Source organism: Burkholderia sp. BCC0397, assembly GCF_902832865.1.
GTDB lineage: Bacteria > Pseudomonadota > Gammaproteobacteria > Burkholderiales > Burkholderiaceae > Burkholderia.
In genome coordinates this window covers 438,216-460,031 of sequence record NZ_CADFDL010000004.1, presented here as the reverse complement: position 1 = coordinate 460,031, position 21,816 = coordinate 438,216, and the positions used below count along the sequence as shown (strand labels likewise).

Genomic DNA, 21,816 nt, shown 5'->3' with positions numbered 1-21,816 from the left:
GTACCCCTATAAATCCATGGAGGAGACACCCATGCAGGCTTGGCATCAGATCTACACCCCGCTCGGCAGCCTCGGGCTGTCGGCGTTCGTCGCCGCGATTCCGATCATCTTCTTTTTCGTCGCGCTCGCCGCGCTGCGGATGAAGGGCCACGTCGCGGCCGCGATCACGCTGCTGCTGGCGCTCGGCGTCGCGATCGTCGCGTACGGGATGCCCGTGCCGCAGGCGCTCGCGGCAGCCGGCTTCGGCTTTGCGTACGGCCTGTGGCCGATCGCATGGATCATCGTCGCGGCCGTGTTCCTGTACAAGATCGTCGTGAAGACCGGCCAGTTCGACATCATCCGCGCGTCGGTGCTGTCGATCACCGACGACCAGCGGCTGCAGATGCTGCTGATCGGCTTCTCGTTCGGCGCGTTTCTCGAAGGCGCGGCCGGCTTCGGCGCGCCCGTCGCGATCACGGCCGCGCTGCTGGTCGGCCTCGGCTTCAAGCCGCTGCATGCGGCCGGACTGTGTCTGATTGCAAACACCGCGCCGGTCGCGTTCGGCGCGATGGGCATTCCGATCATCGTCGCCGGGCAGGTGACGGGCATCGACCCGTTCCACATCGGCGCGATGGCCGGCCGCCAGTTGCCGCTGCTGTCGCTCGCGGTGCCGTTCTGGCTCGTGTTCATGATGGACGGGCTGCGCGGTGTGCGGCAGACGTGGCCGGCCGCGCTCGTCGCGGGCGGCAGCTTCGCGGTGACGCAGTACTTCACGTCGAACCACATCGGGCCCGAGCTGCCGGACATCACGTCGTCGCTCGTCAGCCTCGTGTCGCTCGCCGCGTTCCTGAAGGTGTGGCAGCCGAGCAGCGCGAAGCAGACGGCAGGCGGAATCGTCGCGTCCGGCGGCGGTGCGGCGCTCGCGGGGTTCGGCGCGGGCGGCAACGGCTCGGGCGCGAGCCGGCAGACGTCGCCGTACACGCTCGCGCAGACCGTGCGCGCGTGGTCGCCGTTCCTGATCCTGACGGCGGTCGTCACCGTGTGGAGCATCGCGCCGTTCAAGGCGCTGTTCGCCGCGCACGGCGCGCTCGCGTCGACCGTGCTGAAGTTTCACGTGGCCGGGCTCGACCAGCTCGTCGTGAAGACCGCGCCGATCGCCGCGACGCCGAAGGCGCTCGACGCGGTGCTGAAGCTCGATCTCGTGTCGGCGGTCGGCAGCGCGATCCTCGTGACCGCGCTGATCTCGATGGCGCTGCTGCGGATGAAGCCGCGCGACGCGCTCGTCACGTTCGGCGAGACGCTGAAGGAACTGACGCGCCCGATCCTGTCGATCGGCCTCGTGCTCGCGTTCGCGTTCGTGGCCAACTACTCGGGGATGTCGTCGACGCTCGCGCTAATGCTGGCCTCGACCGGCGGCGCGTTCCCGTTCTTCTCGCCGTTCCTCGGCTGGCTCGGCGTGTTCCTGACCGGCTCCGACACGTCGTCGAACGCGCTGTTCTGCTCGCTGCAGCAGGCCACCGCCCATCAGCTCGGCGTGCCCGAAACGCTCGCGGTCGCCGCGAACACGACGGGTGGCGTGACCGCGAAGATGATCTCGCCGCAATCGATCGCGGTCGCGTGCGCGGCCACGGGCCTCGTCGGCAAGGAATCCGAGCTGTTCCGCTTCACGGTGCGGCACAGCCTGCTGTTCGCGGTGATCGTCGGGCTGATCACGCTCGTGCAGGCGTACGTGCTGCCGGGGATGGTGCCGTAAGCGGCGGCGTGCACGCCGAAAAAACAAAAAACCCACGCCCGAACGAGCGTGGGTTTTTTCATGTCGCTTGCCGATCGCCGGCGCTGACGACCGGCGATCCGTTGCGCGAACAGCTACGAGATCAGCTGCCCTTCGTGATGCGATCCTCGATGTGCTGCGCACGGCTCGACGACGACGGGTGCGAGCTCATCATCGAGCTCTTGCCGCCGTCCAGCTGCGCAAGCTTCTGGAACGCGGTGACGAGGCCCTTCTGGTTCATGCTCTTCTGCTTCATCAGGTCGAACGAGTAGTCGTCCGCCGCGCTTTCCTGCGTCTGCGAGAACTGCGCGTTGATGAACTTCTCGGTGATGTCGCCGAGCTGCGAGCTCGACAGTGCCGCCACGCCCGGCGATGCCGCGCCGGCCGCGCTGCGCGCCGCGCTCACCGCGTACGCCGTCTGCATCGCCTTCTTCGAGTGACCGAGCGCGACGTGGCCCATTTCATGGCCGATCACGCCGCGCAGCTCGTCGTCGTTCATCATGTCCATCAGGCCGCTGTACACGCGCACGCAACCGTTGCCCATCGCCCACGCGTTGACGTCCTTGGTCATGTAGACCTTGTAGTTGATCTTCTGGCCGTTCAGCGTCATGTCGCCGAAGCCCTTCATCACCTTCGTCAGGCGCTTCGCGTATGCGCTGTTCGCCGGCGCGATCTTCGATTCGGCGTCGCTCGACTTGCACGATTCGTTCGACAGCGCGGCGATGTCGCTGTCCGACAGCGTCGCTGCCTTGTACAGGTTGGTCCCCGCCGACGTCAGGCTGTTCGCGTCAAGGCTCTGTACCCCGCCGCATGCGCTCAACAGAAACGCCACGCCACACGCCGCCACCGCTTTTTTGAGTTGCATCCCGGAATCCCTCGATAGTTGTATTTGGGAGCGCCGATTTTGCATAATCCGGCAGAAAATTACCAGATGTTTACATCAGATGACACGTTAATTACTCAGCGGATTGAAATGACGCGGCGATCCGGCACCGTATTCGTGACAAAAATCGTGGCAATCGCCGCACGCGAGGGCGGCGAGCGGGAAGGAAAACGGACGGGGCCTGCACTCAGGCCGTCTGGTCGCGGCGCCGCGTCAGGCGGCGTGCGACCAGCATCGGCAGCCGTATCGCGAAGCCGGTGAACAGGCGCAGGTGCATCCAGGCAAGCAGCGCGTTGTCGCGACCGTAGTGAAAGTGCGACACGCCGCCTTCATGCCGGCCGAAATAGCGCACCGGCGCGTCGATGCGGATCGGGCGCACGCCGGCCCAGCACAGCCGCACGGCCGCTTCGGGATCGAAGTCGAAGCCGCGCATCCACGGCTGGCGCCGCATGATCGCCGCCAGCGGCGCGACCGGATACACGCGAAAGCCGTACAGCGAATCGCCGATCCCGGCCCACAGCGTCTCGAGGTCGGCCCACGCGTTCGACAGCCGGCGCCCCTGCACGCGCAACTGCGGCGCGCTCGCGTCGAACTTCGGCACGCCGAGCACCATCGCGTCGGGCTCGGCCTGCGAGGCCGCCATGAAAGCGGGGATCAGGTCGGCCGGATGCTGGCCGTCGGAATCCATCGTCAGCACGTGCGTGAAGCCGCTCGCGGCTGCCGCGTCGAGCCCCGCGAGCACCGCGGCGCCCTTGCCGCGATTCTCCGGCAGCACGATCACGCGCAAGCCGGGATCGCGCTCGGCCATCGCCTGCAGCCGTTCGGCGCTGCCGTCGGTGCTGCCGTCGACGACGACCCACACCGGATTCCACTGCGCGCGGGCATGGCGCACGGTGGTGTCGACCTTGGCGCCCGGGTTGTAGCTCGGAATCAGGACGAGATGGGTGGACGACGCGTGCAGCTTGGACATGGGAACAGCCGATGGCGAAGACGGGGATCCTGACAAAAGTGTATGACTTGCCGACGAACGCCGGCACGCTTCGTCGACACCGGCCGCAGGCTGGACCGGTTGCCGGATCGTGAGACTCTCGCGCTTCATGACAGCCACTCCATGGCATGACCGGCGCTGGCCTCGATCTCGACCAGCAGGTCGTCGCGACACACGTCCGCATGAACGAACAACGGCCGCACGTGAGGACCGGCCGCGTCGCGCAGCACGCGCCCGATCGCGGCCAGCGCCGCGGTATCGCCGGCGTTGCGCACGTAGACGCGATAGCTCAGGTCCGCGAGCGAGAACGGGCCGTGCCCCTGCCGCGCGGCCTGCTCGAGCACCGCCGCGAGGTTCGCGACCGTCTCGCGCGTCTGCGCGACGACGTCGCCGCGATGCACGGTGCGGTGCCCGACGATGCTCGCGGTGCCCGATACGAACAGCACCGGGGTCGCCTCGCCGTCCGCCCACGCGGCGGCGCGCGCGAACGTCGGCGCACGCGGACCGTACTGCGCCGGATAGTGATACGCGCTGACCTGGCGCGGATTCTCGACGGAATCGGCCAGCGTGCGGCTCGCGAGGAAGTAGATCGCGAGCGGCGCGGCCGGCGGCGCATCGCCCGCGACCGGCACGACCGAGCCGAGCGCGCACGCGGCCGGCACGCCGCCCGTCAATGCACGGCGGCACGCGTCGAACGCATGCTGACGGCCGATATTGAACTGACGATAGCGCTCGATCCCGCCCTGCATCGCATTGATCGCCGGCACGGTGTTCCAGATCCGCAGCGGATGCGGCATGCCGAGCGTATCGAGCAGGTCGAACAGCGTGCGGTACGCGTCGAACGTCGCGCGTTCGAGCGGCGTGCCGCCGTCGCGCGGGGCATCGTACGCCGCGTCCGTCTCGTGCACGACGAGGCTGCCGAACACGAGCCCCGCCGCTTCGCTGTAGCGATAGTGCAGCGCACCGCGCCGCGCGCTGCGCAGATCGTGCGCGTCGCATTGCCACAGTTCGCAGACGGCATCGCCCGGTGCGACCTCGGCGCCGAGCAGCGCCATCTGCACCGGCGCGACCGGCAGGCCGGGCACGGCATCGGTCAGCATCCGCGCCATCGCGTCCGCGCGCGACTCGTCCGGTGTTCCCGCTGCGCCGATACACACCGCGCCCAGCGCGCCGGGAAACACGCGGTCGAGTCCGTCGCCCCGGCTGCGCGCATCGTGCAGCAGCGCGACGAGCCGCGCATCGCTCATCTGGACGAGCTGCAGCGCGCGGCCGCCGCCGTGCGCGAACGGCGCGGCCGCAGGCGCGGCGGCGGGCAACAGCGAACACGGGCGCCGTTCGGCGTCGACTGGATGCACGGACACTTCGATTTCCTCACTATATGGCGCAGGCCGCGCGACACCGCGGCACTGCACCGCGTTGCGTGACGTCAGGCCAACGCGGCGCGCTTCGTCATGCGAGCCCGCCGTTGACGGACAACACCTGCCCCGTCACATAGGCCGCGGCGTCGGATACCAGGTACGCGACCATCGCCGCGACTTCGTCGGGCCGGCCCGCGCGCTGCGCGGGCACGAGCTGCTTGATGCGCTCGGCGGGAAACGCCTGTTCGGCCATCGGCGACGCGATGATGCCGGGCGCCACCGCGTTCACGGTGATGCCGCGCGACGCGAGCTCCAGCGACAGCGACTTCGTCGCGCCGATCAGCCCCGCCTTCGCGGCCGCGTAGTTGGCCTGCCCGCGATTGCCGGTCACGCCGGCCACCGATGCGATGTTGACGATCCGTCCGCGCCGCGTGCGGATCATCGGCAGCAGCAGCGGCTGCGTGACGTTGAAAAAACCGTTGAGCGTCACGTCGATCACGCTGTGCCATTGCCGGCGCGACATGCCGGCCATCGGCGCATCGTCGTGAATGCCCGCGTTGTTGACGAGGATCTGCACCGGCGCATCGTCGATGAACGGCTGCAGCGCGGCGAGCGTCGCATCGGCATCGGTCACGTCGAACGCGATTGCGTGCGCGGCACCGCCGGCCGCGACGATCTGCTGGGCGACCGCCTCCGCCTGCGCGAGATGGCGGTTCGCATGCACCCACACTTCATGGCCGGCCTGCGCGAGCGCCGTGCAGATCGCCTGCCCGAGTGCGCCGCTGCCGCCCGTCACGAGCGCCCGCATCGAATGACTCCGTTCATCGCGTTTTCACCTCGATCGACGCGGCCGGCGCATCGTTTGTCGAACGCCGCCGCGTACCGTCTTCACCGTTGCGCCGCACCCATGCGCGATGCCCGTGCGCTACGCCCGTGCGCGACGCCGTCACTTCGTGCGATGCGCGGCGACGTAGGCAGCCAGCGCACCGAGCGTCGCAAAGATCTTTTGGTTGTCCGGATTGTCCGAGCGCAGTTCGAAGCCGTATTTCTTCGAAATCAGCAGCGCGATTTCCAGGATGTCGATGGAGTCGAGCCCGAACCCTTCGCCATACAGCGGGGTGTCGGCCGTCACTGTGTCGAGCGGGACGTCTTCGAGATTCAGTTCGCCGATGATCAGCGTGGCGAGCTCTTGTTCCAGTGCGTTCATCATGCGTGCGGGCAGGCGGCCCATGGCAGCGGGAGGCGCCCGGAAACGGCAACCGTCGTGCACGCCCGGCGCGTGCCAATCTCCGTCCCTCCGGCGTCTGCCGGTGTCCCCGCCTGCGTCATTTGGGGATCGTTTGTAAAAGTTACGCGGATTCTAGACGAAGGGTATCGGGCCGTATACCGCGAATGGTTACAAGACTGGCGAGCTACCGCAGCGGCCCGTTTCGAACACGAATGCACGAGACGCTTGAGCCGCTTTGGATGGAAATGGACCGACCCTGCGAAACCGTTCGTCCGGTGCCATACAATCGGTTACAAAACCCGGTCGCGGCCGCCCCGAACCGGCGCTGCCGCGGCCCTAAAATGAGCGTGCCTGACCACCGGCCCGGACCCGCGTCCCGGCCGCCATTCATATGATGTTTGACGGCCCGACCCCGCGTCCGGCCACGATCCGCCCGATGTCTCCAGTGATACCGCGTCCGCCCTTGCGCTCCGTTCCGGTTCGCCCGCCCGTCAGCCGCTGCGCCCCGGCCGCCGGCCGAGGTGCGCGCCGCGCGTTCGGAGGCCGTCGATGAACCGGCTGCTGCCCGTCGTGCGCGGCGTCGCAGCGGTCGGCGCCGTGGCCGCCTATCAGATCGGCGCCCACTACGCGACCGCGACACCCGGCGCGCACGGCTTCGGCCTCGCGATGGCGCTCGTGCCGCCGCTGCTGCTCGCGCTGGGCGTGGCGCTGCGCTCGCCGCGGCGTGCATGGCTCGTGCCGGCATGGCTGCTGGTTGCCGGCGCGCTGTGGGCCGCGCGCGCGCCGCTCGCGCAGCACTTCGAATGGGGCCTGTATCTGGAACACGCGAGCTTCAACGTCGCGATGGCGCTGCTGTTCGGCCGCACGCTCGTGGCCGGCGACGTGCCGCTGTGCACGCGCTTCGCGGCGATGATCCACGGCACGGTCACGCCGGCCGTCGCGCGCTACACGCGGCAGATCACGCTCGCGTGGACGCTGTTCTTCGTCGCGATCGCCGCCGTATCGACGCTGCTGTTCGCGACCGCGCCGATCGTCACGTGGTCGACCTTCGCGAACTACCTGTCGCTGCCGCTCGTCGCCGTGATGTTCGCCGCCGAGCATGCGTGCCGGCGTGTCGCGCTGCCGCACGAGCCGCGGCCGCGGATGGTCGACGCGGTGCGCGCGTATCGCGCGACGACCCACGCATCGCAGGCCTCGCGATGAATTCATGAACGGCGCGGCCCCACGGCCGCGCCGGCCTTCGTTTCCGTCTTGACCGATTTATGCCGACTCACCCGCTGGTATTCCATGCCTCGCCCGACCAGACGATCGCCTGGCGCGACGGCTCGCCCGTCACCGTGCGCGCGTTCGTCGCCGACGTCGCGCGCGTGGCCGCCGCGCTGCCCGCCGGCGGCCACGTGTTCAACGTGTGCCGCGACCGCTATCGCTTCGCGGTCAGCCTGTGCGCGGCGCTCGTCGCCGGCAGGATCAGTCTGCTGCCGTCGACGCACACGCCGGAAATGGTCCGCCAGCTCGCGTCGTTCGCGCCCGACGCGTTCTGCCTGCACGATGCGCCCGATTGCACGATCGACCTGCCGCGCTTCGCGTATCCCGATGCCGCGCCGGGCGAACTGGCGAGCGATGCGCCGTCCGCCGTCCCGCGGATCGACGCGGCGCGGATCATGGCCTACGTGTTCACGTCCGGCTCGACCGGCGCGCCGGTGCCGCACCGCAAGACCTGGGGTTTCCTGGTCGGCTGCGTGCGCGCGGCGGCCGATCGCCTCGGGCTGCTCGACGGCCGCGCGGCCACGCTGATCGGCACGGTGCCCGCGCAGCACATGTACGGCTTCGAATCGACGGTGCTGCTCGCGCTGATCGGCGGCCTCGCGTTCAGCAACCGCCAGCCGTTCTACCCGAGCGACATTCGCGACGAACTCGACGCGATCCCGCAGCCGCGCGTGCTCGTCACGTCGCCGATCCACCTGCGTGCGCTGCTGTCAGCCGGCCATGCGCTGCCGCGCGCGGCGCTGGTGCTGTCGGCCACCGCGCCGCTGTCGGAAAAGCTCGCATGCGAAGCCGAGGCCGCGCTCGACGCGCCGCTCGTCGAGATCTACGGCAGCACCGAGACCGGCCAGATCGCGACCCGTCGCACGTCGCAAGGCGCGGCATGGGAACTGTTCCCGGACATCCGGCTCGACGCACGCGACGAACCGGACGGCGACGACAGCGGGCCGACCGTGTGGGTGTCGGGCGGGCACGTCGAGGCGCCCGTGCCGATGGGCGATGCGCTCGAGCTGCTCGGCGACGGCCGGTTCCTGCTGCACGGCCGCAAGGCCGATCTCGTCAACATCGCCGGCAAGCGCACGTCGCTCGCGTACCTGAACCATCAGCTCAACGCGATTCCCCAAGTAGTCGACGGCGTGTTCTTCATGCCCGACGAAGCCGCGCCGGCGCACGGCGACACGGCACTCGAGCCGGTTACGCGCCTCGTCGCGCTGGTCGTCGCACCGACGCTCGCGGCCGCCGAGCTGCAACGCGCGCTGCGCGAGCGGATCGATCCCGCGTTCATGCCGCGCCCGCTGGTGTTCGTCGATGCGCTGCCGCGCAACGAAACAGGCAAGCTGCCGCGCGACGTGCTGGCCGCGCTCGTTGCCCAACATGCGCGCGCCGCGGCCACGACGGCCGCGCCGCCGGCCGAGCACGGCCCGGCCGGGCCGCCCGCGCTCGCGTTCACGATCGCCGCCGACCATCCCGCGCTGCCCGGCCACTTCCCCGGCCATCCGGTCGTACCGGGCGTCGTGCTGCTCGATCACGCGATCCACACGATCGGCGCGGCGCTGAACCGTCCTCTGCACGCATGGCGGCTCGGGTCGGCGAAATTCCTGAGCCCGGTCGCACCCGGCGAACCGCTCGCGCTCGCGTACGACGCCGCGGCCAGCGGCGCGATCCGCTTCACGGTGCGCGCCGGGTCGCGCGAGGTCGCGACCGGCGTGCTGTCCGCGCCGCCGGCCGCGCAGGAGGGTGCGCAGCCATGAAGCGCACCGCATGGGCCGAGCGCCAGGAACGCAGCAACGCGGGCCTGCTGCGCACGATGACGTGGATCTCGCTGCGCTTCGGCCGACAGCGCGCGCGCATCGTGCTGCACCTGATCGCGACGTATTTCGTGCTGTTCTCGCCGGTCGCGTGCGCGGCGTCGCGCGACTACCTGCGCCGCGTGCTCGGCCGCCCCGCGCGCTGGCGTGACGTGTACCGGCACGTGTTCACGTTCGCGGCGACGATCCACGATCGCGTCTACCTGATGAACGGGCGCTTCGACCTGTTCGACATCCGGCTGCACGGCGAGACGCTCGTCGACGACGCGCTCGCGGGCGGACGCGGCGCGTTCCTGATGGGCGCGCACCTCGGCAGCTTCGAGGTCGTGCGCGCGATCGGCCGCACGCATCCGGACCTGCGCGTGGTCGTCACGATGTACGAGAAGAACGCGCGCAAGATCAATGCGACGCTCGCCGCGGTGAACCCGGCTGCGCAGCCGGAAGTGATTCCGCTCGGGCAGGTCGACTCGATGCTGAAGGTGCGCGAGCGCCTCGACGCGAACTGCATGGTCGGCATGCTCGCCGACCGCACGCTGCTCGACGACGCGGCCGGGTCGCTGCGACGCTTGCCGCTGCTCGGCGCGCCGGCCGCGTTCCCGCTCGGGCCGCTTTACATGGCCGCGATGCTGAAGCGCCCGGTGATCTTCATGACGGGCCTCTATCGCGACGGCAACCGCTACGATGTGCACTTCGAGACGCTCGCCGATTTCTCCGACGTGCGGCGCGACGCGCGCGCGGCGGCGGTCGATGCGGCACTCGTGCGCTACGTCGCGCTGCTCGACAAGTACTGCCGCATGGCGCCGTACAACTGGTTCAACTATTTCGATTTCTGGCAAGGCGGCGATGCCGCGGCCGCGCGCCGCGAGGCGGTGCAGGCCGGCGCCGACCTGCCCGCCACGAGGGATTCCGACGCATGACCGCCGTTCGCCGCTGCCTGTTCCCGTTCTCGTCGCACCGCATCGCCAGCGTCGCCCGCATGCTTGCCGCCAGCGCCGGCGCGATCGCGCTGGCCATGCCCGCGCACGCGGCGGACGCCGGCTCGGCCTGGACCCTCGACCGGCTGATGTCGACGCTCGCGCAGCACAAGTCGGGCCGCGCGACCTTCACCGAAACGAAGACCCTGTCGATCGCCACGCAGCCGGTCGAATCGTCTGGTGAACTGATTTTCGTCGCGCCCGACCATCTGGAAAAGCACACGCTGAGCCCGAAGCCCGAACACCTCGTCGTCGACGGCGACATGCTCACCGTCGAGCGCAACAACCGCAAATACACGCTCGCGCTCGCGCGCTATCCGGAACTCAGCGCGTTCATCGACAGCATCCGCGCGACGCTCGCCGGCAACCGCTTCGCGCTCGAACAGGTGTACAAGGTCGCCCTTTCCGGACGCGGCGACGACTGGACGCTGACGCTCACGCCGCTCGACTCGCGGATGCTGAAGGTCGTCAGCACGATCACGCTCGACGGCACGCGCGACGTGTTGCGCAGCGTCGCGATCCGGCAGGCCGACGGCGATCGTTCGGTGATGCGCCTGCAACCCGTCGCGGCGAACGCGAACTGATGGACGATCGTACGCGCCCTTCCCCCGTCGCCCGCCGCCTGCCCGCATGGCGGCAGCGCGCGGTGCTCGTGTGGCTGCTCGCGCTCGTCGCGTGCGGCGTCGCGATCGGGCGCGCGCACTTCACGGCCGACCTGTCCGCGTTCCTGCCGAATGCGCCGAGCGCCGGGCAGCGCGTGCTCGTCGACCAGTTGCGCGACGGCATCGTGTCGCGCCTGATCCTCGTCGCGATCGACGGCGGCGATGCGGGCACGCGCGCCGCGCTGTCGCGGCGCGTCGCCGGCACGCTGCGCACCGACCCGCAGTTCGCGGCCGTTCACAACGGCGAGGCCGCGAACGACGCGCGCGACCGGCAATTCATCTTCGATCACCGCTATCTGCTGAGCCCGGCCGTCACGCCGCAACGCTTCAGCGCCGACGGCCTGCACCAGGCGCTCGGCGACAGCCTCGACCTGCTGAGCTCGTCGGCCGGCCTCGTCGCGAAGGCGATGCTGCCGCGCGACCCGACCGGCGAAGTCGCCGCCCTCGTCGACGGGCTCGACAGCGCGGCAGAACCGGCGAGCCGCGACGGCGTGTGGGCGTCGCGCGACGGCACGCGCGCGGTGTTGGTCGTGCAGACGGCCGCCGCCGGCTCCGATACCGATGCGCAGGCCCGCGCGATCGACACGGTGCGTCGCGCGTTCGCCGCTGCGAAACGGGCCATCCCGAATGCAGCGGCAAACACGCTCGCAATGACGGGCCCCGGCGTGTTCTCGGTCGACACGCGCGACACGATCCGGCACGACGTCGAACGATTGTCGACGGCGAGCGTCGTGCTGATCGTCGCGCTGCTGCTCACGCTGTACCGTTCGCCGCGCACGCTCGCGCTCGGCTTGCTGCCGGTGCTGACCGGCGTCGCGGCCGGGATCGCGGCGGTCAGCGTCGCGTTCGGCACGGTCCACGGGCTCACGCTCGGGTTCGGCACCACGCTGATCGGCGAAGCCGTCGACTATTCGATCTACCTGTTCGTGCAATCGGCGCAGGCCGGCACGCGCGGCGCCGCGCGCCCGGCCGACGCGACGCGCGCGTGGGTCGCCGCGTACTGGCCGACGATCCGGCTCGGCGTGCTGACGTCGGTGTGCGGGTTCGCGTCGATGCTGTTCTCCGGATTCCCGGGCCTCGTGCAGCTCGGGCTGTATTCGATCGTCGGGCTGACGGCCGCCGCGCTCGTCACGCGCTTCGTGCTGCCGCACCTGCGCGGCGAGCATGTCGCGATCCGCGACGTATCGCGCGTCGGCGCCGTGCTCGCGCGCGCGGCCGACGCCGCGCCGCGGCTGCGCTGGCCACTCGCGGTGCTCGTGGTCACCGCGTGCGCGACGCTCGCGCTGCATCGCGACGCCCTGTGGAGCCGCGAGCTCGCCGCGCTCAGCCCCGTGCCGGCGCCCGCGCAGGCGCTCGACGCACGGCTGCGCGCCGATGTCGGCGCGCCCGACGTGCGCTACCTCGTCGTGATCGCCGCGCCGACCGAACAGGCCGCCCTCGAAGGCGCGGAAAAAGTCGCCGCGCAATTGCAGCCGCTGGTCGACCGGGGCACGCTCGGCGGTTTCGAGAATCCTGCCCGCTACCTGCCGAGCGACGCCGCGCAGCGCGCGCGCCAGGCGAGCCTGCCGGATGCGAACGTACTCGCCCAACGGATGCGCGATGCCGTCGCGCACCAGCCGATCGCGGTGAAGCCCGACCTGTTCACGCCGTTCCTCGCCGACGTCGACGCCGCGCGTCACGCGCCGCTGCTGACGCGCGCGGACCTGCGCGGCACGTCGATGGCGCTCGCCGTCGATGCGCTGCTGACCGAACGCGACGGCCGCTGGAGCGCGATGCTGCCGCTGCGTGCACCGGACGCCGCGCGCGCCGCACAGCCAGCGTCGAGCCTCGACGCCGCGCCGATTCGCGCCGCCGTCGCGCGCGCGGGCGTGCCCGATGCGCTGTTCGTCGACATGAAGGCCGAAGCCGATCGGCTGTACGTGAGCTACGTGCACGAGGACATCCGGCTGTCGCTCGCAGGGTTCGCCGCGATCGCCGTGCTGCTGCTGATCGCGCTGCGCTCGCCGCGCCGCGCCGTGCGCGCCCTCGCCCCGCTCGTCGCGGCCGTGCTGGTCGTGACGGCCGGCTTCGCGCTCGCCGGCGTGCAACTGACGATCCTGCACCTCGTCGGTATGCTGCTGATCGTCGCGGTCGGCTCGAACTACGCGCTGTTCTTCTGCCGGCGCGACGACGCGCAGCCCGTCACGCCATCCACGCTGGTGTCGCTGCTGATCGCGAACCTCGCGACGGTCGCCGGCTTCGGGCTGCTCGCGTTGTCGCGCGTGCCGCTGCTCGAAACCTTCGGGCTGACCGTCGGCCCCGGCGCGATGCTCGCGCTCGCGTTCGCGGCGATTCTCGCGCCGCGCGCGGCGGCGGCAGTCGGCAATCGTGAACAAGGAGGCTGCGCATGAACGTGCCGCCCTTCATTCCGCCGCGCGATACCGGCAACGCACGCCGCTGGAAGCCGACGCCGCTGATCGCGGGCGCCACCGCGCTGCACGCGGGCGCGGCCGCCGCCGCGATCGCGCAACCGGCCACGTGGCCGTGGGCCGTCGGCGGCGTGGTCGCGTCGCATCTCGCGTTGACCGCGGCCGGCCTGTGGCCGCGCAGCACGCTGCTCGGTCCGAACTGGACACGCCTGCCGCCTGACACGGGCCGCCGCATCGCGCTGACGATCGACGACGGCCCGGACCCGGACGTCACGCCGCGCGTGCTCGACCTGCTCGATCGTTACGACGCGCGCGCGACGTTCTTCTGCATCGGCGATCTCGCGCGCCGCCATCCACGGTGGATCGAGGCAATCGTCGCGCGCGGCCATGCGGTGGAGAACCACAGCCAGCGGCACCGCCATACGTTCTCGCTGTCGGGGCCGGCCGCGCTTCGACGCGAGATCGCGGCGGCGCAGCAGACGCTGACCGACATCGCCGGCACGCGCCCGCTGTTTTTCCGCGCGCCAGCCGGCCTGCGTAATCCGTTTCTCGAACCGGTGCTGTGCGAATTCGGGCTGCAACTGGCGAGCTGGACGCGGCGCGGCTTCGACACGCGTGCGCGCGACGCCGCGACCGTCACGCGCCGCCTGCTGCACGGCCTCGATGCGCGCGACATCCTGCTGGTCCACGACGGTCATGCGGCGCGCGATGCGCGCGGCGAACCGGTCGTGCTCGACGTGCTGCCCGCGGTGCTGCGCGCGGCCGCCGACGCGCGGTTGCGCTGGACCACCTTGCGCGCGGCGCTCGCGCCCGAACCGTCCGGCCAGCCGGGCGTTCCGGCACCCCCGTTTGATAAAATCTGACCTCGAACGGCGCGCCTGCCAGCCCCGCTGCAGCGCCCGTTCCGGCCACCGGATGCGACCCTCGTGAACCCTCTCCTGCTCTCGTACTTCACCGCCACCAGTTGCATCGGCCGCGGCCTCGACGCGACCCTCGATGCGCTACGCCACGCCCGCGGCGGGCTCGTGCCGTGCAACTTCGAGCGTGCGGACCTCGACACGTGGATCGGCGCGGTGGACGGCGTCGATGCGCAGCCCGTGCGCGCCGATCTCGCCGACTTCGAATGCCGCAACAACCGCCTCGCGCAACTCGGCCTGACGCAGGACGGCTTCGACGCACGCGTCGCGGCGGCGGTCGCGCGCTACGGCGCCGCACGCGTCGGCGTGTTCGTCGGCACGAGTACGGCCGGCATCCTCGAAACCGAACGCGCGTACCAGCGCCGCGACCCGGCGAGCGGCGCGCTGCCGGCCGACTTCCGCTATGCGCACACGCACAACCCGTTTTCGCCGGCCGCGTTCGTGCGCGCGTATTTCGCGCTGCGCGGGCCGGCGATGGCGATCTCGTCCGCGTGCTCGTCGGGCGCGAAGGTATTCGGCTCCGCGCGCCGCATGATCGAGGCCGGGTTGATCGACGCGGCCGTCGTCGGCGGCGTCGATTCGCTGTGCCTGACCACGCTGTACGGCTTCAATTCGCTCGAACTGCTGTCGCGCCAGCCGTGCCGGCCGTTCGACGTCGCGCGCGACGGCATCTCGATCGGCGAGGCCGCCGCGTTCGCGCTCGTCGAACGCGTCCCTGCCGCGCCCGCCGCGCTCGACGGCGACGCGATCCTGCTGCTCGGCATCGGCGAATCGAGCGACGCGCACCACATGTCGTCGCCGCATCCGGAAGGGCTCGGCGCGCGCGCCGCGATCGAGCAGGCGCTCGCGTCCGCCGGCCTCGGCGCGCCCGATATCGACTACGTGAACCTGCACGGCACCGCGACGCCGAGCAACGACGCCGCGGAAAGCCGCGCGCTCGGCGCGTTGTTCCCCCGCACGCCATGCAGCTCGACGAAGGGCGCGACCGGCCACACGCTCGGCGCGGCCGGCGCGCTGGAGGCGATCGTCGCCGCGCTCGCGCTGCGCGAGCAGTTCGTGCCGGCCGGCGTCAACACGACGCAGCCCGACCCGGCGCTCGTCGCCGATTACGTGCTCGCGAGCCGCGACACGCGCGTGCGCGCCGTCCTCTCCAATTCGTTCGGCTTCGGCGGCACGAATTGCAGCCTGATTCTCGGCCGCGCCCAGCGTGTGGCCAGTCGCGCCCGCCGTTGAGGCCCGCCATGACACTGACCGCCTTCATCGAAAGCATCGGCCTCGTCGGGCCGGGATTGAACGACTGGCCGCACGCGGCCGACGTGCTCGCGGGCCGCGCGCCCTATGCGCCCGCCCGCACCGAGCTGCCGCCGCCGGCCGGCCTGCCGTCCGCCGAACGGCGTCGCACGGGCCCCGTCGTGCGCGCCGCGCTCGCGGTCGGCCACGAAGCGGTAGCCGCGAGCGGCCGCGACGCCGCGACGCTCGCGACCGTGTTCAGCGCATCCGGCGGCGACGGCCAGAACTGCCACGCAATCTGCGAAACGCTGGCCGGCGACGATCGCCAGCTGTCGCCGACCCGCTTCCACAACTCGGTGCACAACGCCCCGGCCGGCTACTGGAGCATCGCGACCCGCGCGACGGCGACGTCGAACGTGCTGTGTGCGCACGACGGCAGCTTTGCCGCCGGCCTGCTCGAAAGCCTGTGCCAGGTCGTCGTCGATCGCGTGCCGAGCCTGCTGATCGCGTACGACACCGACTATCCCGAACCGCTGCGCACGGTGCGACCGATCGACGACGCGTTCGGCGTCGCGCTCGTGTTCGCGCCGCAAGCAAGCGAGCGCACGCTCGCCCGCATCGACGTGCAGCTCACCGATGCACCCGCGACAACGCTCGCGCATGCCGGACTCGACGCACTGCGCGCCGGCAATCCGGCTGCCCGCGTGCTGCCGCTGCTCGATGCGCTCGCCGCGCGGCGGTCGACTCGGGTCGTGCTCGACTACCTGGACGATACGCGCGTGCAGGTCGACGTCGCGATGCCCGAATCTTTCGCGGAGCGCGCGCGATGACCGCAACGGTCGTATTGACCCCGCCGCTCGACCACGCGTGGATTGCCGCGCACATTCCGCACGCCGGCGCGATGTGCGTGCTCGATTCGGTCGATGCGTGGGATGCCGAACGAATCCGCTGCACCGCGACGAGCCACCGCGATCCGCACAACCCGCTGCGCGCGCACGGCCGGCTCGCGTCGGTCTGCGGCATCGAATACGCGGCGCAGGCGATGGCCGTGCACGGCGCGCTGCTCGGCGCGCACGAAGCGCATCCGCGCGTCGGCTATCTCGCGAGCGTGCGCAACGTCGACGCGTTCGTCGGCCGGCTCGACACGTTCGAGCAGCCGCTCACCGTCGACGCGCAACGCGTGAGCGGCGATGCCCGCTCGGTGCTGTACGGCTTCGCGCTGCGCTGCGGCGAGCGCGTGCTGCTGTCCGGCCGCGCGGCGGTGATGCTCGACGCATCGGCCGCCGGCGCGTTTCGACCGGCGCCTGTCGGCAACCCGAATCCTCGATGAAGAGGCTTACCTCAAGGAAACCCGTCGTGAAAGTTCGTCAGTTCATTGGCGCCGCGCTCGTCCTGGCGCTGCTCAGCCCGCTCGCACACGCGGACATGTCGGAAGTGAAGCAGGACATCAAGCGCGATTCGAAGGAAGCCGCGCACAAGACCGGCGACGCGGCGCGCAGCTTCGGCCATGCGACCGCGAGCGCCGCGAAGGCGGTCGGGCACGGCGTCGCCCATGCGTCGCGCGAAGGCTGGGACGCCACCAAGCGCACGACGAAACGGATCTTCCACAAGAACGACTCGGGCGAGTCGGCTGGAAAGAGCGAAAAGAACGACTGATCACGCGTCCCACGCGCGTTGCCGACGGCATGCGCGCGGGGCGTGATCGTTCACCGATCGCTCACCGATTGCGACGCGCCGGCGCCGCCGTCAGCGTGCGCCGCGCATGCGGCGCAGCGACCTCGCCGGCCGGCGCGCGAAGCACTTGCCGTACGCGACGAGCCAGCAATCGCGATGATCGAAATTCCGCAGCAGCCTCGCGCGGCGCCGCTCGAGCCAGTAGAGCGAGATCGCCATCGTCAGCGCGACGGCCAGCGCCGAGCCGCCGATCACGAGTCCCATCCAGGTGTCGCCCATGCGTTCTCCGGAATGCGAGGCCGAAGCGGCGCGCCTGCCGCCGCTCCGGCACGGGATAGTGGGGAACGCGGCCCGCACGGGCGCGAACGCCGTGCGGGCCGCCGCGCGTCAGTGCATGTGCTGGCCGCCGTTGATCGCAATGTTGGAGCCCGTCACGAAGCCGGCCTCCTCCGAGCACAGGTAGGCCACCAGCGCCGCGACTTCCTCGGGCTTGCCGAGCCGGCCCGCCGGAATCTGCGGGAGGATCTTCGTGTCGAGGATGTCCTGCGGGATCGCGGTAACCATCTTCGTCGCGAGATAGCCCGGCGACACCGTGTTCACCGTCACGCCCTTGCGCGCAACCTCGAGCGCGAGCGATTTCGTGAAGCCGTGCATGCCGGCTTTCGCGGCCGCATAGTTGGTCTGGCCGACCGAACCCTTCGAGCCGTTCACCGACGAGATGTTGACGATACGGCCCCAGCCGCGCTCGACCATGCCGTCGCAGACCGGCTTCGTCATGTTGAACACGGAGTCGAGGTTCGTGCGGATCACCGCGTCCCAGTTGACCTTGTCGAGCTTGCGCAGCGTCATGTCGCGCGTGATGCCCGCATTGTTCACGAGAATGTCGACCGGGCCGATGTCCCGCACGATCTTCTCGATGCATTGCTGGCACGAATCGTAATCGGCCACGTCCACCGGGTACGCATGGAACGCGCGGCCGGCCGCATGCATCTCGGTCAGCCAGCGGTCCGCGCCGGCGTTGTTCGGCGAATACGTGACGACTACCCGGTGACCCGCGTCGTTCAACCGGATGCTGACCGCTTCGCCGAGGCCACCCATCCCACCTGTCACAATTGCAATTCGCTTAGTCATCCTATTAATTACCGACAAAAAAGTAATCGATGAAAGGCGGGGCGACGGCATCGCACATGCTGCCGCCCCACCGCTTCGATGCGCATCCGCCCGCGTCGCAGGCGGCACGCACCGGCACCTCGCGCGTTATTGTTGATTGCCTGTCTTGCGCGAAAACCGTCTGGCTCGCCCGCGGCGCTGACCCGCGCCGCGAGCGAACCGTGTCGTCAGCCCCAGCTCAGGCGCGCTCGACCGCGAGCGCGACGCCCATCCCGCCGCCAATGCACAGCGACGCCAGCCCGCGCTTCGCATCGCGCTTGATCATCTCGTGCAGCAGCGTCACCAGGATCCGGCAGCCCGACGCACCGATCGGGTGGCCGATCGCGATCGCCCCGCCGTTCACGTTCACCTTCGACGTGTCCCAGCCCATCTGCTTGTGCACCGCCAGCGCCTGCGCCGCGAACGCTTCGTTGATCTCCATCAGGTCCAGGTCGCCCGGCGTCCAGCCCGCGCGCTCCAGCGCACGGCGCGACGCCGGCACCGGGCCCATGCCCATCACGCTCGGATCCACGCCCGCGTTCGCGTATGCCTTGATCCGCGCAAGCGGCGTCAGGCCCAGCGCCGCCGCCTTCTGCGCCGACATCACCAGCACCGCCGCCGCGCCGTCGTTCAGCCCCGACGCGTTCGCCGCCGTCACCGAGCCGTCCTTCGAGAACGCCGGCTTCAGCCCGGCGAGCGACTCCGCCGTCACGCCGTGACGCACGAACTCGTCGGTCGCGAACTGCAGCGGCTCGCCCTTGCGTTGCGGGATCGACACCGGCACGATCTCGTCGTTGAAACGGCCGGCCTTCTGCGCGGCTTCCGCCTTGTTCTGCGACAGCGCCGCGAACGCGTCCTGCTCTTCGCGCGTGATCCCGTATTCCTTCGCGACGTTCTCCGCCGTGATGCCCATGTGGTACTGGTTGTACACGTCCCACAGCCCGTCGACGATCATCGTGTCGACCAGCTTCGCGTCACCCATCCGGAACCCGTCGCGCGAGCCCGGCAGCACGTGCGGCGACGCGCTCATGTTCTCCTGGCCGCCCGCGATCACGATCTCCGCGTCGCCCGCGACGATCGCGTTCGCCGCCAGCATCACGGCCTTCAGGCCCGAGCCGCACACCTTGTTAATCGTCATCCCCGGCACGGCGCTCGGTAGCCCCGCCTTGATCAGCGACTGCCGCGCCGGGTTCTGCCCGGAGCCGGCCGTCAGCACCTGGCCCATGATCACTTCGCTGACTTGGTCGGGCTTCACGCCCGCACGCTCCAGCACTGCGCGGATCACCGTCGCGCCCAGTTCGGGCGCCGCAATCTTCGCCAGCGAGCCGCCGAATTTGCCGACCGCGGTCCGCGCGGCCGATACGATCACTACATCCGTCATGTTCAATCCCTGCATTGAAATCAGTTCGTCGTTCTGACGCCGGCGCGAGGCGGCTGCACGTGCGATGCGCGCATCGGGCCACCCGGCGCGATTGCGGTCGCATGCCGCCGTATGGCGGGCAGCACCTGTTCGCACCGGCGGCACGGCACGCCGCGGCACGGGCAACCGTGCACGGTCGTCTTGCGGCGCACCGGACGTTGGCCGGCCCCCGCGTGGCACACGCGGCGCCGGCGCCATCCGGCGCCGATCAATCGTGTCGCGCCTGCGCGCGACACGCACTCACGCAGTTACGCAGCCGATTCGCGCGCAGCCGCTGCGTCCTTGCGGGCGGCAGCCGCCGTCTGCTTCGCGCCGCGCGTGGCCGTTTCGCTGACCGCATCGAAGCCGCTCTGCGCCGCTTCGATCGCCTGCCCCGTCGCTGCGCGCACGGAGTCGGCCGCGGCGCTCGCCGCGGACCACGCCGAATTCAGCGCGGCCACCACCGGCGCCGAGCCGGCCGGCGCATGCTTTGACAGCTCTCCGAGCACGTCCTTCAGGCGCTTGTCGTTCTGCTCGTACTGCGCCTGCGCGACCTTCGCCCATTCCGACTGCGTCGACACCGCGATGTCGAACAGATGGCGGCCGTACGACACGACCTTGCCGGCCGCTTCCTGCGGCACGGCAACCTGCTGCGCGAAGCCCGCGGCCGGGTTGCTGCTGTTGAACGCGTTCTTCAGCTTGTCCTCGTATTCCTCGAGCGCCGTCCGGGCCGCTTGCAGGTTGAGTTCGACGACAGCCTCGAAACCTTGGATCGCCGGACGGGCGATCGCGAACCACGCGGAGATACCGGACTGATAATCGGCGGTGAGTTTTTCGGGGGCAAATACGGACATCGGGCACGCTCCTGTTGGCAATGCGAGAGACAACTTGAAGAAAAAATGGAAGCTTGATCGACGGCAGCTTCCTTATTGACAACCCGTCACCTGTTTGAGCACGGGCAGCTGAAGGAAATCATTCTAGATCGATTAATTGTCAATCAAATGGCATTAATGATAGGTATAAACCCTTATCACTCTTTGGCGCGACCGCTGAAGCCCAAGGCGCGTCGAAATATCAGGCAGGATATCGCCCGTTCCGGCCCGCAATGCCTTTTTACCTTTTTACAGCATAACGCAACATGACGTCGCGCAATATTTGCCAAATTCACTATTCCGATTATTAGAAAAATGGCCGCCATTGAGAATGAAGCAATCGCTTATGTAATCGTTTTTTCTGGATTTATTGTGAAATCGTTTTCTGCATTATTAATGACGAAATCAATAATCGGACGAATTTAGGGTCGCGATAAAAAACGAGGCCGCTCGAAGCGGCCTCGGTCGACGCGGTCGGGCGCGGGCTCAGCCGGCCAGTTCGCGATGCAGCGCGCGGAACTCCTGCGCGAGCTTGTGCGTCGGCTCGAGATGGATCACCGGCGTCGACTGCTGATGCGATTCGCGGATCTTCACCGATGCGGACAACCGCGACGCAAGCACCGGCAGCCCTTCGTCGACGAGTTCGTCGACCAGCCGTTGCGGCAGGCTCGCGCGCGGCTGGAACTGGTTGATGACGATCCCCTCCACCTCGAGCGCGGCGTTGTGGTCCTGCTGGATTTCCTTCACGTTCTCGAGCAGCGTGTACAGCGCGCGGCGCGAGAAATCGTCGCAGTCGAACGGGATCAGGCAGCGCTCGACCGCGATCAGCGCCGAGCGCGTATAGAAATTCAGCGCGGGCGGCGTGTCGATGTACACGGCGTCGTACATGTCGAGCTCGTTCAGCGCATCGCGCAGCTTGTAGATCTTGTAGCGCGATTCGAGCTTGCCGTGCAGCGTGTCGAGATCCGGATGCGCGGGCATCACGTCGAGCCCGTCGAACGGGGTCGCGTGGATGAACGACGTGACGTCGACCGGACGGAAATTGAAGGTCAGCGCGGTTTCGAAGAAGCCGGCGACGCCCGGTTGCGCGTCGGCCGCGGCGTCGCCGAGCAGGTAGCGCGTCGAGTTTGCCTGCGCATCGAGATCGATGACGAGCGTGCGCAGTCCTTCGCTCGCGCTGATCGCCGCCAGGTTGCAGACGATCGTCGACTTGCCCACGCCGCCCTTCTGGTTGAATACGACCCGCCGCATGG

At 69.6% G+C, this 21,816-nt stretch carries 21 protein-coding genes; 11 read left to right on the top strand and 10 right to left on the bottom strand.

All coding sequences use genetic code 11. From position 1 onward, the window contains the following. Positions 1-31 precede the first annotated feature (31 nt). Positions 32-1,732 carry a lactate permease LctP family transporter gene (locus HWX03_RS16255; protein ID WP_175871863.1) on the top strand — a complete coding sequence of 567 codons (1,701 nt, stop codon included), beginning with the start codon at positions 32-34 and terminating at the stop codon, positions 1,730-1,732. 121 nt (positions 1,733-1,853) lie between these two features. On the opposite strand, the gene HWX03_RS16250 is transcribed toward HWX03_RS16255, so the two are convergent. From HWX03_RS16250 to HWX03_RS16230, 5 genes are all read right to left on the bottom strand, one after another. Further along, a complete protein-coding gene (locus HWX03_RS16250) occupies positions 1,854-2,615 on the bottom strand; it encodes a M48 family metalloprotease (protein ID WP_174433422.1) in 762 nt (253 codons plus the stop codon). A gap of 205 nt (positions 2,616-2,820) precedes the next feature. Then, positions 2,821-3,603, bottom strand: a complete 783-nt coding sequence (locus tag HWX03_RS16245; protein ID WP_175822495.1) for a glycosyltransferase family 2 protein — start codon at positions 3,601-3,603, stop codon at positions 2,821-2,823. A gap of 125 nt (positions 3,604-3,728) precedes the next feature. Further along, positions 3,729-5,033 (bottom strand): endoribonuclease L-PSP, encoded by a 1,305-nt coding sequence (locus HWX03_RS16240; RefSeq protein WP_175871862.1) that lies wholly within the window; start codon positions 5,031-5,033, stop codon positions 3,729-3,731. Between the two features lie 37 nt (positions 5,034-5,070). Then, a complete protein-coding gene (fabG, locus tag HWX03_RS16235) occupies positions 5,071-5,787 on the bottom strand; it encodes a 3-oxoacyl-ACP reductase FabG (protein WP_006490635.1) in 717 nt (238 codons plus the stop codon). Between the two features lie 138 nt (positions 5,788-5,925). Then, positions 5,926-6,210, bottom strand: a complete 285-nt coding sequence (locus HWX03_RS16230) for a phosphopantetheine-binding protein (protein WP_124453521.1) — start codon at positions 6,208-6,210, stop codon at positions 5,926-5,928. A 546-nt stretch (positions 6,211-6,756) separates the two neighbouring features. Here HWX03_RS16230 and HWX03_RS16225 point away from each other — a divergent pair. From HWX03_RS16225 to HWX03_RS16180, 10 genes are all read left to right on the top strand, one after another. Beyond that, positions 6,757-7,410, top strand: a complete 654-nt coding sequence (locus HWX03_RS16225) for a hypothetical protein (protein ID WP_175871861.1) — start codon at positions 6,757-6,759, stop codon at positions 7,408-7,410. A 59-nt stretch (positions 7,411-7,469) separates the two neighbouring features. Then, entirely contained in the window at positions 7,470-9,221 is a 1,752-nt protein-coding gene (locus HWX03_RS16220; protein ID WP_175871860.1) for an acyl-CoA synthetase family protein, read from the top strand. Then, positions 9,218-10,195, top strand: coding sequence for an acyl-CoA synthetase (locus HWX03_RS16215; protein ID WP_175871859.1), 978 nt, complete (start codon positions 9,218-9,220; stop codon positions 10,193-10,195). The genes HWX03_RS16220 and HWX03_RS16215 overlap by 4 nt, the downstream gene beginning before the upstream one ends. Continuing rightward, the gene (locus HWX03_RS16210; protein ID WP_175871858.1) at positions 10,192-10,836 is read left to right on the top strand and encodes an outer membrane lipoprotein carrier protein LolA; all 645 of its coding nucleotides are present in this window, start codon (positions 10,192-10,194) and stop codon (positions 10,834-10,836) included. The genes HWX03_RS16215 and HWX03_RS16210 overlap by 4 nt, the downstream gene beginning before the upstream one ends. Next, the gene (locus HWX03_RS16205; protein ID WP_175871857.1) at positions 10,836-13,304 is read left to right on the top strand and encodes an MMPL family transporter; all 2,469 of its coding nucleotides are present in this window, start codon (positions 10,836-10,838) and stop codon (positions 13,302-13,304) included. The genes HWX03_RS16210 and HWX03_RS16205 overlap by 1 nt, the downstream gene beginning before the upstream one ends. Next, entirely contained in the window at positions 13,301-14,185 is an 885-nt protein-coding gene (locus HWX03_RS16200) for a polysaccharide deacetylase family protein (RefSeq protein WP_175871856.1), read from the top strand. Before HWX03_RS16205 ends, HWX03_RS16200 begins: the two co-directional genes overlap by 4 nt. 63 nt (positions 14,186-14,248) lie before the next feature. After that, complete coding sequence (locus HWX03_RS16195; protein ID WP_175871855.1) at positions 14,249-15,472, top strand: beta-ketoacyl-[acyl-carrier-protein] synthase family protein; 1,224 nt, start codon at positions 14,249-14,251, stop codon at positions 15,470-15,472. Positions 15,473-15,480: 8 nt separating this feature from the next. Next, complete coding sequence (locus HWX03_RS16190) at positions 15,481-16,299, top strand: beta-ketoacyl synthase chain length factor (RefSeq protein ID WP_175871854.1); 819 nt, start codon at positions 15,481-15,483, stop codon at positions 16,297-16,299. After that, the gene (locus HWX03_RS16185) at positions 16,296-16,799 is read left to right on the top strand and encodes a hotdog family protein (RefSeq protein WP_175871853.1); all 504 of its coding nucleotides are present in this window, start codon (positions 16,296-16,298) and stop codon (positions 16,797-16,799) included. Before HWX03_RS16190 ends, HWX03_RS16185 begins: the two co-directional genes overlap by 4 nt. Further along, positions 16,796-17,125 (top strand): hypothetical protein, encoded by a 330-nt coding sequence (locus tag HWX03_RS16180; RefSeq protein WP_174433409.1) that lies wholly within the window; start codon positions 16,796-16,798, stop codon positions 17,123-17,125. The genes HWX03_RS16185 and HWX03_RS16180 overlap by 4 nt, the downstream gene beginning before the upstream one ends. A 90-nt stretch (positions 17,126-17,215) precedes the next feature. On the opposite strand, the gene HWX03_RS16175 is transcribed toward HWX03_RS16180, so the two are convergent. The 5 genes from HWX03_RS16175 to HWX03_RS16155 all read right to left on the bottom strand — a co-directional run bounded on the left by HWX03_RS16175 (position 17,216) and on the right by HWX03_RS16155 (position 21,814). Further along, entirely contained in the window at positions 17,216-17,422 is a 207-nt protein-coding gene (locus tag HWX03_RS16175) for a hypothetical protein (protein ID WP_175871852.1), read from the bottom strand. A gap of 108 nt (positions 17,423-17,530) precedes the next feature. Next, entirely contained in the window at positions 17,531-18,274 is a 744-nt protein-coding gene (gene phbB / locus HWX03_RS16170) for an acetoacetyl-CoA reductase (RefSeq protein ID WP_175871851.1), read from the bottom strand. Positions 18,275-18,491: 217 nt separating this feature from the next. Further along, complete coding sequence (locus HWX03_RS16165; RefSeq protein ID WP_175871850.1) at positions 18,492-19,673, bottom strand: acetyl-CoA C-acetyltransferase; 1,182 nt, start codon at positions 19,671-19,673, stop codon at positions 18,492-18,494. A gap of 287 nt (positions 19,674-19,960) precedes the next feature. Next, the gene (gene phaP / locus HWX03_RS16160; protein ID WP_175871849.1) at positions 19,961-20,545 is read right to left on the bottom strand and encodes a TIGR01841 family phasin; all 585 of its coding nucleotides are present in this window, start codon (positions 20,543-20,545) and stop codon (positions 19,961-19,963) included. Between the two features lie 504 nt (positions 20,546-21,049). After that, positions 21,050-21,814 (bottom strand): ParA family protein, encoded by a 765-nt coding sequence (locus HWX03_RS16155; protein WP_174391231.1) that lies wholly within the window; start codon positions 21,812-21,814, stop codon positions 21,050-21,052. Positions 21,815-21,816: the final 2 nt, after the last annotated feature.